The sequence below is a fragment of the Bacillus sp. FSL K6-1218 genome, assembly GCF_038006445.1.
Lineage (GTDB): Bacteria > Bacillota > Bacilli > Bacillales > Bacillaceae_G > Bacillus_A > Bacillus_A thuringiensis_S.
Map to the genome: position 1 here is coordinate 4,021,293 of NZ_JBBOVE010000001.1, position 15,120 is coordinate 4,036,412.

The window sequence follows — 15,120 nt, forward strand, 5'->3', positions numbered from 1 at the left end:
AATTAGAAAATTCAATCTTTTATAAACGGTAAAACTAAGTAAAAAAAGCGTATGGAATCCCATACGCTTTTTTTACTTAGTTTGTAAATACGGCGGCAATTGTTGCAACTGCTCCTTATCCTTTTCACGTTCTCTACGTGCCCATCTAAAGAATACATAGCCTATAATTGTACCGTACACTATTTCCTGGACAATTTTCATTATGATACCACCAGTTTGCTGGTCTTGTACTACTGGCATCCAGTGCAAAAATTCCGGTCCCGTTATATTTAAATCTGATAAAGTGCCCGCTGGTACACATAGTTCCATCGCTTTCATCCAAGCAGCCGGATCCGTATACGTTGCAAATAATGGGGCTGTCGCAAAAATGATTAACGCACAAGCTGGCGTTAATAATATACCATTAGCAAACATGTAACCAAGTTTCTTTATATCACTTAACGTTTGATATTCTGGTAATGGATTTAACATCGGCCACCACATCATGATTGCTGTAAAAAACAATATAGCGAGACAAATAGGATGAGCAATTTGACTTTGTTTTACCGTATCAAAAACAACTGGTAAATGATAAAAAGAAAACAGGCCGTTAAATACAAACAACGCAATAAGTGGTTTAGCAAATACCTTTAATATAATTTGAACGAACTTAAAAGAAGTAATGTAACGATATAACCAAATCGGTATACCAAGCAACAGTAACGGTGGCACTGCAATATACATGACCGCCATTTCAAACATATGAGCACTAAATATAATATGGCCAATTAAATCAATTGGCCCTCCCTTTACAAAATACAAAAGAACAATACCAGTCGTAAAATAAAAAATTTGCTTCTTACTTACCTTCGTCGCATTTTCAAATCGCATTCTATATGGACCAACAATTAAGAAGTACCCAATAAGAATCGACAGCATAAATATTAAAAAGATTGGACTCCATAAAGCCTGAAAACCAAATATCCACAAGTTACTCATTTTCACACCTACCTTCGTAAGGTTATCCATAATATGAAGAGGGAGCTGTGACAACACAAGCTCCCTTATTTTTCACTTTTCAAATCCAGACGATTGTCATAAATGCTAAAATTGTAATTAACCCTATTAGCAGACCAGAGTATAGAAAGAAACTTGCTGCTTCATGTCCTTTATGACTCATATGCATAAAATAATACAATTGAAAAATTACTTGTACGACTGCTAATAGTAAAATAAATGGAACAGAGAAAGTCGGACTAAAAGTTTTTGGATACGCCACCGCTACAAATGCAACTAATGTTAAAAAAATCATTAATGCAAACGTAATAACTTGATGCTTCATTTCCTCCGCACTTTTTCTCTTCCGATAAACAAGATCAACTTTAGGATTATTCGTTTGCTTTATCGCCATTGTTTATCCCACCATTCCCATTAAATATACTACAGTGAAAATAAACACCCAAACTACGTCAATAAAGTGCCAATAAATCGATGCAACATAAAACTTCGGTGCATTGTATAAATTTAGACCTCTCTTCGCATTTCTAAAGATTAATGTTAAAATCCAACATAACCCAAACAATACGTGGAGTCCATGTGTACCAACAAGAGCATAAAACGCAGAGCCAAACGCACTACTTCTCATAGTATGCTTAAATTCATGTGTATAATGATAAAACTCATATATCTCAAACCCTAAAAACCCTAAACCTAGCAATACAGTTACTAGTAACCAAAGTTGCATTTTCTTAAAGTTAAAGTTTTTCATGTGATACATCGCATATACACTCGTTAAGCTACTCGTTAATAAAAGCATCGTCATAATGAAAACGAGTGGCATTTGGAACATCTCTTGAGATGTTGGTCCACCATTTGTAGAATTCTTTAACGCTAAATATGTGCCAAATAAGGAAGCGAACAACACTGTTTCGCCTCCAAGAAATAACCAAAAACCGACAAACTTATTTTTCCCTTCAAGGGTTGCTTTTTCAGGCTCTGCTGGAAATGTTTCATTCGTTAATTTTTCATCTACATGCATTATGCCTTGCCCCCCTTATCATCTAAATCTTCTTTATGAATATGATATCCATGATCATCGATTACTGAACGTAGGAACATTGCGCCAAATGTAATGATTAAACCAATAATTGCTACTAATAACCAGAACTTATCTTTTCCACCCTGCATATACATTGCACCAAATGCCGCTATAAACAATCCGAAAGAAATGACAAATGGTGAAAACGAAGGATTTGGCATATGAATATCACCAACTGGTTCCGCTGCTGTCATCTCTTTATTACCTTCACGTTTTTCAATCCAAAACGGATCTAATCCGCGAACAAATGGTAATTGTTTAAAGTTATATTCTGGTGTCGGTGCTGGCATTGTCCATTCTAATGTACGTGCATCCCACGGATCACGACCAGCTTTTTCTTTTGATACTGTCGTTTTAATTACATTGAATAGAAGAACAATAGTCCCAAGAGCCATAAACACCGCTCCAATAGAACTAATCATATTCCCCATTTCCAACCCTTGCCCTTCAAGATATGTGTAGTAACGGCGCGGCATACCAATCAAGCCAAGGAAATGCTGAATAAAGAACGTTAAATGGAAACCAATAAAGAATAGCCAAAACGTTATCTTTCCTAATGTTTCATTTAATACTTTATTAAACATCAGTGGCCAATAATAATGAGCTCCTGCAAGTAAACCAAATACAACACCGCCAACGATTACATAATGAAAATGTGCTACTACGAAATAGTTATCATGAAATTGATAATCAGCTGGTGCAGATGCTAGCATAACCCCTGTAACTCCACCCATTACGAATGATGGAATGAAAGCTACTGCCCACATCATTGGTGTCGTAAAACGAATACTTCCGCCCCACATTGTAAAGAGCCAGTTGAATATTTTGATACCAGTCGGAACCGCAATCGCCATTGTTGCAACTGAGAAAATAGCATTAGCAACTGGACCAAGTCCAACAGTAAACATATGATGCGCCCATACCATAAATCCTAAAAATCCAATTAATACAGTCGCAAACACCATCGATGAATAACCAAACAATCGTTTTTTCGAAAATGTCGCGAATATTTCTGAGAATATTCCGAAAGCTGGGAGTATAAGAATGTATACTTCTGGATGACCGAAAATCCAGAATAAATGCTCCCATATAATTGTATTCCCGCCCAATGCTGGATTAAAGAAACTTGTTCCAAATAAACGATCTAACATTAAAAGTCCTAATCCTACAGTTAACGGTGGAAAAGCGAATAATATAAGCGAAGATGTTACAAATGTCGTCCATGTAAACATCGGCATACGCATATACGTCATTCCTGGCGCACGCATATTAATAATGGTTACAAGGAAGTTAATACCTCCAATTAATGTACCAATACCTGAGATTTGCAAACCGAGTACATAGAAATCAACACCATGACCTTTAGAGGCTAAAGCTAAAGATGCATAAGATGTCCATCCTGCATCAGGTGCTCCACCTAAAAACCAACTTAAATTTAAAAATACTCCACCAAAGAAAAATAACCAAAATCCGAGTGAATTCAAAAACGGGAACGCTACATCACGTGCACCAATTTGAAGTGGTACAGCGGCGTTCATAAATGCAAACACGAGTGGCATAGCTGCGAGGAAAATCATTGTTGTACCGTGCATCGTCAATACTTGATTATAAGCATCCCCAACAAGAAAAGCGTTGTTAGGAATCGCTAATTGAAGGCGAATAAATAGAGCTTCTATTCCGCCTATTACAAAAAACAATCCACCTGCAATTAAATAGAGAATGGCAATCTTTTTATGGTCTACTGTCGTTAAATAATCCCATATGACAGCACCCATCCCCTGTTTTTTTGCTACAGAACTCACGTTTTCAACCTCCCCTTCGCGAATAATCCCTCTTTACTTTTCAACTTTTAACGTTTGTAAGTATGCATTTAATGCATCAATTTGATCATCCGTTAAGTTGCCATATTTGCCAGTCATTTTGTTTCCTGGCTTCATATTTTCAGGATCTTTCAGCCATTTTTTTAAGTTTTCTTCATTGTTTTCGGCAATACCGGCAACCATATCGCGATCCGCAAAGTTTGCTAAGTTTGGTGCGATACGAGCGGAAGGTGGTCTACTATCATTAGATCCAACTGCGTGACAACCAATACAGCTTTTATTAAATATTTCTTGGCCCTCTTGCGCCTTTGTTGAAGCTACTTCTTTCTTCCCATCAATCTTCTTCATATCAGCAAGCCAATTTTTGTACTCGCTTTCATCTAAAGCTTTCACTTTAAATTGCATTAAAGAATGTGATGGGCCGCAAAATTCTGTACAAAAACCATTATAAGTGCCCGATTTATCTGCCTTTAACCACATTTTGTTCACATTGTCTGTATTTGTATCCATTTTCCCAGCTAAAGATGGAACCCAAAATGAGTGTTTAATATCGGCACCCTTCAAATTTAAATATACTTTCTTACCTGTGGGGATGACTAAATCTTGCGAAGTTACTATCTTTTCTGATTTATAAGAAAATTCCCACCAATAAAGATTCGCTGTTACATCAACAACGATAGTATCTTTATCAATATTCTTTTTCTCCATCGCACTTACATCAGCAAGTTTGAATGTATATGTAACCGTTGGAACAGCTAAGATTAGTAAAAGAATAATCGGAATAACTGTCCATATAATTTCTAGTTTGTGATTCCCTTCAACTTGCTCTGGAATATAATCTTCCTGACCTTTCTTTTGTCGGAAACGCACAATTACATACAAGAAAATAATAGTAACTACTAGTACTACTCCTACCATGATTGCACTCGCCAGTAGAAGTAAATCATATTGCATTTTTGCTACTTCTCCTTGCGGAATTAAAGTAGATTGAAAGGCTTTACCGCATCCCCCTAACAGTAAAGCCAGCAGTGAAACGAACGAAAGCAGTCGCCACTGTTTCTTCATACAAACAACCCCCACTTTCCTTGTGAATTAGATTGTACTTTATAGTTAAGTAAAGTAAATCTCAACGTAAAGAAATCCAATTATGTCGTTGTCTTAGAAGAATGTAACTACAATCATTGATACAAATAAGATTGTTAAATAATTTAGGGAATAAACAAACATTTGCACGGACCATTTTATGTCATCTTTCTTACGGAAGCCATAAAATCCTAAAGCGATCCATCCGATGTTAAGCAGTGTTGCAATTACCATAAATGTTATCCCTAGTCCACTCATATAAAATGGTAGTGGTAATAAACATACTGTCCAAATCATAATTTGGCGTTTCGTAATTTCAAATCCATGAACTACAGGAAGCATTGGAATTCCTGCATTTCGATATTCATCAACACGTTTCATCGCTAATGCAAGGAAATGTGGGATTTGCCAAATAAACATAATTAAAAATAACATCCAAGCAATTGGATGACCTAAAGATGGATCGATTGCTGCCCATCCAATTAAAGGTGGAACTGCTCCAGATATACTACCTACAACAGTATTTAGTGTATACTTTCTCTTTGTCCATAAAGTATATAGGACAACATATGTGAAAGCACCAATAAATCCCATTAAAACTGCCATTGGTGTTGTTAATAATAAGAATACAAATCCAAGAAGTAATATAACTAGTCCAAATGTAAGTGCAAATCCTGGTTTATACTTTCCAGTAACCGTTGGACGAGTCTTTGTTCTTTCCATTAACGGATCGATGTCTCTATCGATGTAGTTATTTAAACAACATACCCCCGCCATAATTAATCCAGAACCAACGATTGTAAAAAATAGCTTATCCAGATTGTCCATCACACTTAATCCATTAAAGTGTAACGCCAACCAAAATCCTGTAAATACAGTAAGTGTATTTGAGTTTACAATCCCCATTTTAACGAGTGCTGATAAATCTTGTAACCGAGTTGTTTCCGGTACACTTGTAACAGCGGACTCATCATGCAGCTCACTTGTTGCATGGTTCATCACTCTAACCCCCTCTTAAAACTTTCATCTTTCTTTTTGCGCCTATTTCAAATGAAATAATTCGCTTCTATATAGCAATATTATTACAGTAGAAACATTGTTAACCCATTCTACTACTAATCTACGCCCATACTCCAATATATTAAATCATATTTCCCGAACATTTTGTGAAGAAAACATGAACTTTTTGTGTCGAATATAAAAAACTTCATTCTCACTTGTCCTTATCATAACATGATGTTACATTCTATAATAAACTATTTTCTCCTATTTAACACGTATTCTCCCCATTTCTTTTCAAAATAGCCTATTTTTCACCTAAATTTTTCCTTGCGAACCCTGTTTTCACACCTATTTTCTCTCCCTTGTCTTCCTCCTCCATTTCTTTGCTATTTTATTATTTTTTATATATCATAGGAACTAGCGCGTTTTATTCTATACATAATGGAATGAAAATATTTCGCAATAACTTCATAGCAGAAAGATGGTGAAAGAGATTGCAACGCTTTATTAAATGGTTAGCAGTCATTACAAGCCTTGATTTATTAATAGTTTTATTAGGAGGCGCTTTAGTTACAAAAACAGGTTCTGGTCAAGGTTGTGGTAAATCATGGCCACTTTGTAACGGTGAATTTGTTCCATCTAATTTATCAATGGAAACTATTATTGAACTTAGCCACCGATTAACATCAGGATCAGCTGGAATTCTTGTCACTCTCCTTTGTATTTTGTCCTGGAAATATTATAAACATGTGCGTGAAACAAAAACGTTAGCAATTTTATCCTTCGTATTTTTAGTTGCACAAGCATTAATGGGAGCAGCAGCAGTTGTTTGGGGACAAATGCCAGCTGTACTTGCTATCCATTTCGGTATTTCCTTAATTTCATTTGCTTCTGTCATTTTATTAACGTGTCTTATCTTTGAAATTGACCAAAAATTTGATGCACGTTCACTTATTATGGACAAAAAAATGAAATTTCATATTTATGGTGTAACAATTTACAGTTATATCGTCGTCTACACAGGTGCTTTAGTACGTCACGAACGAGCTAGCTTAGCTTGTCCAGATTTTCCTTTATGTAGCAAAAACAGACCTATGCCAACTCAACTACATGAATGGGTTCAAATGGGCCATAGAGTTGCAGCGATGTTAATTTTCGCTTGGATACTATACGCGATGATTCTCGCTATTCGCCATTACAAGCAGCAACCTGTAGTATATTGGGGATGGATCATTTCATTTATCCTTGTTACACTTCAAGCTGTAGTAGGAGTTTTAGTTGTATTTACAAACGCTAGTTTAGCGATGGCATTGTTACATTCTCTATTCATTTCTTGCTTGTTTGCCGTACTATGCTATTTAGTTATGTTAGGAACAAGAAGTAAAGTGAATGCAAAAGAAGCCGGATCAACTTCTAAACAAACAAAATAATTTAAAACTAAAATCCCTTGCCAATTCGGCAAGGGATTTTTTGCAATAAAGAAAAGAGCTGTATTTACACAGCTCTTTTCTTTATTTTAGTGATCTAATTCAATAAGTAAATCACCCGTTTGAATTGCATCACCATCGTTAACATATACTTTTTTCACTTTACCATTGAACGGCGCTTGAACTGTCGTTTCCATTTTCATCGCCTCTGTAATTGCCATAGAATCGCCTTTTTTCACTTCATCGCCTTCTTTTACAACTACTTTAATTACCGTTCCTGGCATTGTTGCACTAATGTGATTTGGATTTTCACGGTTTCCTTTCACACGTTGTGCAACTGTTGCTTTCACATTCTCGTCTTTCACGACAATTTCACGTGGTTGACCATTAAATTCCAAGTAAAGGACACGATTTCCATCCGGCTGTGGTTCTCCAATTGATACAAGTTTAACCATCAATGTCTTACCTTGTTCAATTTCCACATCAATTTCTTCACCGAGTCTCATACCATAGAAGAACGTCGGTGTATCAAGTACAGATACATTTCCATAAAGCTCAGCAACTTTTTCATAGTCCATAAATACTTTTGGATATAATGCATATGCAACTACATCAAAAATTGTTACTTCGCGTCCAAGTTTATGGAATAATTCTTCTTTTAACGCGTCGAAATCTACTGGCTCTAGTAGCTCACCTGGTCTTACTGTTAACGGCTCTTTCCCTTTTAAAATAATCTTTTGCAATTCTTTCGGGAAACCACCGTACGGTTGACCTAAATCACCAGAGAACATTTCAACAACAGATCCCGGGAAGTCCAAAGCATGTCCACGCTCTAAAACATCTTGTTCTGTCAGGTGGTTTTGAACCATAAATAATGCCATATCGCCAACAACTTTTGATGACGGTGTTACTTTTACAATATCTCCAAACATGTCATTCACACGACGGTACATTACTTTCACTTCATCGAAGCGATCTCCTAAACCAACCGCCTTCGCTTGTTGCTGAAGATTACTATACTGTCCACCTGGCATTTCATGCATATATACCTCTGTGTGAGGTGCATTCATACCACTTTCAAACGGTGCATAGTATTTGCGTACATCTTCCCAATAATGAGATAGCTTTTCTAAAGAATCGATATTAACATCTGGTTGTCTTTCATTTCCACCTAGTGCATAGAATAATGTGTTCGCACTCGGTTGTGACGTTTGACCAGCCATAGAACTCACCGCTACATCGACAATATCAACACCTGCTTCAATTGCCTTCGTATACGTTAATATACCATTTCCACTCGTATCGTGCGTATGCAGGTGAATCGGAATTGATACCGTCTCTTTTAATGCTGAAACTAAATCATATGCTGCGTTTGGTTTTAGTAAGCCAGCCATATCTTTAATACCTAAAATGTGAGCTCCCGATGCTTCCAACTCTTTTGCTAAGTTTTTATAATAATTCAAATCATATTTACTACGTAATGGATCATGAATATCTCCTGTGTAGCACATTGTTGCTTCTGCAATTTTACCAGTATCTCGTACAGCATCAATTGCAACTCTCATGCCTTCTACCCAATTTAAACTATCAAAAATACGGAATACATCAATGCCAGCTTGAGCAGAACATTCCACAAATTTTTGGATTAAATTATCTGGATAGTTTTTGTATCCAACTGCGTTTGAAGAACGAAGTAACATTTGGAATAACACGTTCGGCATTTTTTCGCGAAGATCTAGTAATCGTTCCCATGGATCTTCTTTTAAGAAACGATACGCAACATCAAACGTTGCACCGCCCCACATTTCCGCTGAGAATAGGTTCGGTAACATTCTCGCTGTTGGCTCTGCAATTTGATGTAAATCTTTTGTACGAATACGAGTTGCAAGTAATGACTGATGTGCATCACGGAATGTTGTATCCGTCAAAAGTACACGTTTTTGATCCTGTACCCAATTTACTAATCCGTCCGCTCCACGCTCATCCAAAATTTGTTTCGTGCCATTTTGGATTGGCTCTGAGTGTAGTACATTCGGTATACGAGCATCTGGAAAAATTGGTTTCTCTTTTTTCCCTACTCCTGGGAAGCCATTTACTGTTACTGAACCAATATAATTTAACATTTTCGTTCCGCGGTCTTTACGTTTTGGGAACAAGAATAGTTCAGGTGACACATCAATAAACGAAGTATCATATTCTCCTGATAAAAAGTTTTTATGTTTTACTACATTCTCTAGGAATGGAATATTTGTTTTAATACCACGAATACGGAATTCTTTTAAGTTACGTTCCATTTTTGCAGCTGCTTGCTCAAAAGTAAGTGCCCAAGTTGTAACTTTTACAAGTAAAGAATCGTAGTACGGTGTAATAACTGCACCTTGGAAGCTATTTCCTGTATCAAGACGCACACCAAAACCACCGCCTGATCGATACGCCATAATTTTTCCTGTATCCGGCATAAAATTATTTAGAGGATCTTCAGTTGTTACACGAGATTGAATTGCAAATCCATGCACAACTACTTCCTCTTGCTTCGGCACACCTACCATTTTGCTATGTAATGAATGTCCATCAGCTATTAAAATTTGTGATTGAACGATATCTACTCCTGTAATCATTTCTGTAATCGTATGTTCTACTTGAACACGTGGATTTACTTCAATGAAGTAAAACTCATCATCTTTTACAAGGAATTCTACTGTTCCTGCATTTAAATAGTTTACATTTTTCGTTAACTTCACAGCAGCATCACAAATACGCTGACGCAAATCATCTGAAAGTGATACACTCGGTGCTATTTCTACAACTTTTTGATGACGACGTTGTACAGAACAGTCACGCTCGTATAAATGAACAACATTGCCTTCTTCATCTGCTAAAATTTGTACTTCTATATGTTTAGGTTTTTCAACGAATTTTTCGACGTAAACTTCATCATTACCAAAGGCTGCTTTCGCTTCTGATTTCGCTCGATTATATGATTCTCCTAATTCCTCACTAGTACGCACAATACGCATACCACGACCACCACCACCAAGGGACGCTTTAATAATAATCGGGTAATCATACTTTTCAGCAAATTTTTCGACTTCTTCTAATGAATCTACTGGACCATCACTACCAGGTATAACTGGGATTTGTGCTAGCTGCGCTTGTGTTCTTGCTTTCACTTTATCTCCAAACATATCTAAATGCTTACTTTTCGGACCGATAAAGATAATTCCTTCTTCTTCGCAACGTTTCGCGAATTGAATATTTTCTGACAAGAAACCATATCCAGGGTGGATTGCATCTACATGATTACTTTTTGCAATCTCAATAATGCCTTCAATATCTAGATAAGCATCAATTGGTTTTTTTCCTTCCCCAACTAAATAGGACTCATCGGCTTTATAGCGATGATAAGAACCACTATCCTCTTTAGAATAGATTGCAACTGTTTTTAATCCTAGTTCCGAACAAGCTCGAAACACACGAATTGCAATCTCTCCACGGTTAGCTACCAATACTTTTTGAATACGTTGCAGCTTTGTCATGATTTTCCCCCTCTACTTTCCTACCACTCTAGAGATAAAATATATACACACCTTAAAAAGCGTGAAGTTCTTCACTTTCCACATTATATTATACTTAGAAAGCTTCACTTTATTTTTATCCATCATACCTTATTTTTTAACAAATGATAAGTTTTCTGTTCAATTTGTTTCACAAAAATAGTATAGCATACCTCTTCCTTTTCTAACAACTTAATTGTATATCACATTTTAACTAATGTGATACATTTTTTAACTAAAAGAGAAATTAATACATCACATTTAAAACTACTTAAAAATAAAAACACATCATGCTCTAAAGCACAATGTGTTTTTATTTTACAACTACAAGATGTGGTCCATTTTGTTCTCTTTCTTTTATTCCCTCATTCTGCTGTTTCTCTTCTCGTTTTACATGACTAGCAATATTAAGTAGTATTCCCATCGCAAGTAGATTAGCTATTAAGGAACTCCCGCCATAACTAATAAACGGTAAAGGTACTCCCGTAAGCGGTATTAATCCAGACATACCACCAACATTAACAAAAGTTTGTACTCCCATTAAACTTGCAATTCCGATTGCAATTAAACTTCCAAACGGATCTTTACATTTTTGAGCAATCCTGAATGAACGAATAATAATAAGTAGCAAGCAAATTAAAATAATAGCTACACCAATAAAACCTAACTCTTCAGATATAATAGCCATAATAAAATCTGTTTGCGGTTCTGGTAAATATCCATATTTTTGCACACTATTTCCTAATCCTCGACCGTTTAGCCCTCCTGAAGCAATTCCAATAAAAGAATTTACCAATTGGAATCCATCATTCTGAGGATCATTGAATGGATCAAGAAAAACTGAAAAACGGGCCTTTTGGTACCCACTTAATTTATAATTAGCCAGAAAATATAGCGCTGGAATCCATACTATAGAAGTTAAAACAATTCGTTTAATCCATAAATTAATCCGTACTCCTGAACAAAGAAACATAATTCCTACTGTTCCTGCAATTAACAAATCGGTACCTAAATCATTTTGCTTTAAAATTAAAAACATTGCCATTCCAACAAAACCAAGTGTAAGTCCCGACCCTTTAAAAACAGGTGTATTTGTCTCTTGTCTTCTTGCAAAAAAGCGAGCTAATATTATAATAATCGATAGTTTAACAAATTCAGCGGGCTGTATACCTAATATCCAACCTTTTGCACCATTTATTTCCTTACCAAAAATCAAGGCTGCTGCTAGTAAAGCAATACTCCCTAGCCCCATCGCCGATAAAATTATTCGTTTCCTCCAAAACTTATAAGGTAACGAGGCTACAATTACTAACAATACCGTTCCAATAGCTAAAGTTATTAATTGTTTTTTAAAAAAGTAATTTGCCGGCCAGTTATGCCTCGAAATCGCAGCAATGGAACTAGAACTATATACCATTATTACTCCCAGCACACATAAGATAACAAGAGGAAGTAATAATGAATAATCCATTGATTTCCATACTTTTTTCATTTCATTTCCTCTTTCTGTTTCAATTTAATTATTGTTGTATTCCATATGTACATTGATTCTTCCTGCTTTATTATACAAATAAAAAGCTCAAACTAATTTAGTTTGAGCCCCCTTATTTGAACCCGTTATTGTTGTTTGTTTGTAAACGCTTCATGAAGTGCAGATAACTCACGTTCGAGCTCACCTAACATTGCTTTCCCTTGTTCTTCTGCAATAAGACCAAGGCGAACTGCAAAATCGACCTCGCGGGATAGTCCAAACATTTGTGTGTCTAACACTTCTTCATATAATGGACATTGCGGCATTGTAAGATGGTCCATTTGCACCTTAATAAGTCTTAAAATCTTCTCTGCATCCGCTTGTAGAAGGGCTAGTGCCTTTTCCTGATGATTTGCTACTGTCTCAGACGCCAAATTGATTCCCTCCGTTTCCGTCCTACTCTCCTCTATCCTATCTATTAATATTAGCGATAGTTTTCATAAATTGCAATAGAAACATTTTTTGTGACAACAGTGTCTAATACTATTATACTGAAAAGTGGGAGTATAACACAAATGGGGGAACAACAATGAGCGAAATTTTATTTATTAACGGAAAAGTACGTTTTCCAATCACTATTGATCCAACTGTTTGGATCTTTGACGATCGAAAAGTAGATTTGACAACTTACTTTGATGAAACTAGAGAAAACACGTCTGAACTAGAAACTTATTTAAAAAACACTTCAGAACATTGGGATCGCGAAATCCGTGATGGTGCCGCTTTTCCTCCAATACAACAAAGTGTGAAGAAATATAAAAAAGAACAGCTGATTACTGGAACATTTGGTATACCATTTCATCCATTCCTTGCTAACGCTGAAATTTTAGAGGACGCTACGCAAGTTGAAATTGAAACGGTAGATCATACAATGACACTTCCATTAGAAACTGTCAAAAATGCTATACTAGGCTTTTCAAAAGAAGGAAAACCATTAAAAGAAGACGGACCTGTTCATCTCTATTTCAATGATGGATCTAATCAACAAAATCCAATCCGGAACATCCGTAAATTTACAATTATTTAAAGAAAAGGAGTGAGCTTAAGCTCACTCCTTTTTACAATAAATCTGCTGCTAGTTGAGCTAAATTAGATCGCTCCCCTTTAACAAACTTCACATGACCACTAATGCGCTGTTCTTTAAACTTCTCTACAACATACGTTAAGCCATTATTATATTCATCTAAATATGGGTGATCAATTTGCTGAGGATCTCCCATCAATACAATCTTACTCTTTTCCCCTACCCTAGTTAGTATCGTTTTCACTTCATGCTTTGTTAAATTTTGTGCTTCGTCAATGATAATGAACTGATCTGGAATACTTCTCCCGCGTATATAAGTAAGGGCTTCTACTTCAATCGAACCCATTCCAGCTAAAATAGCATCTAACTCTCCTGGCTTTTTCGTATTAAATAAATACTCTAGGTTATCAAAAATTGGCTGCATCCATGGTCTTAACTTTTCTTCTTTTTCTCCTGGTAAATAACCGATATCTTTTCCGACTGGGACAATCGGTCTTGCAACGAGTAATTTTTTATATAACCCTAAGTCTTCTGTTTGCATAAGTCCCGAAGCTAATGCAAGTAACGTTTTTCCTGTGCCGGCTTTCCCTGTTAACGTTACAAGCGGAATATCTTCACGAAGCAACAATTCTAATCCCATGATTTGCTGCACGTTTCGTGGTCGTATCCCCCACACTTGTTCATTGTGAAAAATAAGTTTCTTTACCTTCTTACCTAAGTGATCCACGATGCCAAGCGCAGAACTAGAGCCCCCCAATGCATCTTTCATTACTACAAATTGATTTGGATAAAAAGGATGATTCGCAATTTCAGATAGAGGCAATTCACCTTTCTCATAAAAATAATCCAATTGTTCTTTTGATATATATCCTTCTAAAAAGCCAGAATATATATTTTCTACTTCAATTACGCGATCACTTAAATAATCTTCAGCCTTCAAACCAATTGCATCAGCTTTTACCCTTACGAGTACATCTTTACTTACTAAAATAACAGACTTCCCGTCCTCTTTTTCCTGTTCTTCTAAAGATAGATTTTTTGCTACAGCTAAAATTCGATTATCATTTGTTTTTTCTACAAAAATATCTTGTAGTTGCACAAATGAACGATGGTTCAATTCAATACGAAATGTTCCGCCGTTTTCTAGCGGGATACTTTCATGCAGCTTTCCTATTTCACGAAATTTATCTATTAACTTAGATACATAACGAGCGTTTCGTCCTACTTCATCCATATAACGTTTTTTCGAATCAACCTCTTCTAATACAACTGCTGGAATCACTACTTCATTGGTTTCAAATGAAAAAATAGATAAAGGATCCTGCAAAAGTACATTCGTATCTAACACATAAATTTTATCCAACCTGTTACCCCCTGACTCCACTTTTAAATTTGTAGAACAAGGGTTTCATCCATAAAATATGGACGAACCATTGTTATAATTATATGTACCGTGTAAACGAGGTAGAATCGAAAATCATAGTCATTAAACCTTTTATTTATTCTTTATTCATTTCTATTCAATATATTACCTTTTATTATAATTATTAACGTTAAATCACAATAACCGATTACAAAAGTGAATAAACGAATTTCTTATTT

General features: G+C 35.9%; 12 protein-coding genes. 2 read left to right on the top strand and 10 right to left on the bottom strand.

Going from position 1 to position 15,120, the window contains the following annotated elements; translation table 11 throughout:
• Positions 1-72: 72 nt before the first annotated feature.
• From ctaG to ctaB, 6 genes are all read right to left on the bottom strand, one after another.
• Positions 73-978 carry a cytochrome c oxidase assembly factor CtaG gene (ctaG, locus tag MHI26_RS20330; RefSeq protein ID WP_061666433.1) on the bottom strand — a complete coding sequence of 302 codons (906 nt, stop codon included), beginning with the start codon at positions 976-978 and terminating at the stop codon, positions 73-75.
• Between the two features lie 79 nt (positions 979-1,057).
• Positions 1,058-1,390, bottom strand: a complete 333-nt coding sequence (gene ctaF / locus MHI26_RS20335; RefSeq protein ID WP_000985703.1) for a cytochrome c oxidase subunit IVB — start codon at positions 1,388-1,390, stop codon at positions 1,058-1,060.
• Between the two features lie 3 nt (positions 1,391-1,393).
• Complete coding sequence (ctaE, locus tag MHI26_RS20340) at positions 1,394-2,017, bottom strand: cytochrome c oxidase subunit III (RefSeq protein WP_000557861.1); 624 nt, start codon at positions 2,015-2,017, stop codon at positions 1,394-1,396.
• Entirely contained in the window at positions 2,017-3,852 is a 1,836-nt protein-coding gene (gene ctaD, locus MHI26_RS20345) for a cytochrome c oxidase subunit I (RefSeq protein ID WP_153577875.1), read from the bottom strand. The genes ctaE and ctaD overlap by 1 nt, the downstream gene beginning before the upstream one ends.
• Positions 3,853-3,912: 60 nt before the next feature.
• On the bottom strand, positions 3,913-4,962 hold the full coding sequence (gene coxB / locus MHI26_RS20350) for a cytochrome c oxidase subunit II (protein WP_000745273.1): 1,050 nt from the start codon (positions 4,960-4,962) through the stop codon (positions 3,913-3,915).
• A gap of 93 nt (positions 4,963-5,055) precedes the next feature.
• Entirely contained in the window at positions 5,056-5,979 is a 924-nt protein-coding gene (gene ctaB, locus MHI26_RS20355; protein ID WP_001015060.1) for a protoheme IX farnesyltransferase, read from the bottom strand.
• 497 nt (positions 5,980-6,476) lie between these two features.
• Here ctaB and ctaA point away from each other — a divergent pair, with 497 nt between their 5' ends.
• Entirely contained in the window at positions 6,477-7,412 is a 936-nt protein-coding gene (gene ctaA / locus MHI26_RS20360) for a heme A synthase (protein WP_001188745.1), read from the top strand.
• A gap of 86 nt (positions 7,413-7,498) precedes the next feature.
• On the opposite strand, the gene pyc is transcribed toward ctaA, so the two are convergent.
• The 3 genes from pyc to MHI26_RS20375 all read right to left on the bottom strand — a co-directional run bounded on the left by pyc (position 7,499) and on the right by MHI26_RS20375 (position 12,868).
• Complete coding sequence (pyc, locus tag MHI26_RS20365; RefSeq protein WP_000164059.1) at positions 7,499-10,945, bottom strand: pyruvate carboxylase; 3,447 nt, start codon at positions 10,943-10,945, stop codon at positions 7,499-7,501.
• Positions 10,946-11,276: 331 nt separating this feature from the next.
• On the bottom strand, positions 11,277-12,455 hold the full coding sequence (locus tag MHI26_RS20370; RefSeq protein WP_000758399.1) for an FtsW/RodA/SpoVE family cell cycle protein: 1,179 nt from the start codon (positions 12,453-12,455) through the stop codon (positions 11,277-11,279).
• A gap of 125 nt (positions 12,456-12,580) precedes the next feature.
• Positions 12,581-12,868 carry a YlaN family protein gene (locus tag MHI26_RS20375; protein WP_000135694.1) on the bottom strand — a complete coding sequence of 96 codons (288 nt, stop codon included), beginning with the start codon at positions 12,866-12,868 and terminating at the stop codon, positions 12,581-12,583.
• Positions 12,869-13,023: 155 nt separating this feature from the next.
• On the opposite strand from MHI26_RS20375, the gene MHI26_RS20380 reads away from it, so the two are divergent.
• Positions 13,024-13,521, top strand: coding sequence for a hypothetical protein (locus MHI26_RS20380; protein ID WP_001289809.1), 498 nt, complete (start codon positions 13,024-13,026; stop codon positions 13,519-13,521).
• Between the two features lie 31 nt (positions 13,522-13,552).
• On the opposite strand, the gene MHI26_RS20385 is transcribed toward MHI26_RS20380, so the two are convergent.
• A complete protein-coding gene (locus MHI26_RS20385; RefSeq protein WP_000358083.1) occupies positions 13,553-14,881 on the bottom strand; it encodes a PhoH family protein in 1,329 nt (442 codons plus the stop codon).
• Between the last annotated feature and the right edge of the window lie 239 nt (positions 14,882-15,120).

What these genes read in the sequence shown, in the direction of transcription:
- ctaG (WP_061666433.1), bottom strand. Translation starts at nt 978, where the DNA reads ATGAGTAACTTGTGGATATTTGGTTTTCAGGCTTTATGGAGTCCAATC.
- pyc (WP_000164059.1), bottom strand. Translation starts at nt 10,945, where the DNA reads ATGACAAAGCTGCAACGTATTCAAAAAGTATTGGTAGCTAACCGTGGA.
- coxB (WP_000745273.1), bottom strand. Translation starts at nt 4,962, where the DNA reads ATGAAGAAACAGTGGCGACTGCTTTCGTTCGTTTCACTGCTGGCTTTA.
- ctaF (WP_000985703.1), bottom strand. Translation starts at nt 1,390, where the DNA reads ATGGCGATAAAGCAAACGAATAATCCTAAAGTTGATCTTGTTTATCGG.
- MHI26_RS20380 (WP_001289809.1), top strand. Translation starts at nt 13,024, where the DNA reads ATGAGCGAAATTTTATTTATTAACGGAAAAGTACGTTTTCCAATCACT.
- MHI26_RS20370 (WP_000758399.1), bottom strand. Translation starts at nt 12,455, where the DNA reads ATGAAAAAAGTATGGAAATCAATGGATTATTCATTATTACTTCCTCTT.
- ctaB (WP_001015060.1), bottom strand. Translation starts at nt 5,979, where the DNA reads ATGAACCATGCAACAAGTGAGCTGCATGATGAGTCCGCTGTTACAAGT.
- ctaD (WP_153577875.1), bottom strand. Translation starts at nt 3,852, where the DNA reads ATGGGTGCTGTCATATGGGATTATTTAACGACAGTAGACCATAAAAAG.
- ctaE (WP_000557861.1), bottom strand. Translation starts at nt 2,017, where the DNA reads ATGCATGTAGATGAAAAATTAACGAATGAAACATTTCCAGCAGAGCCT.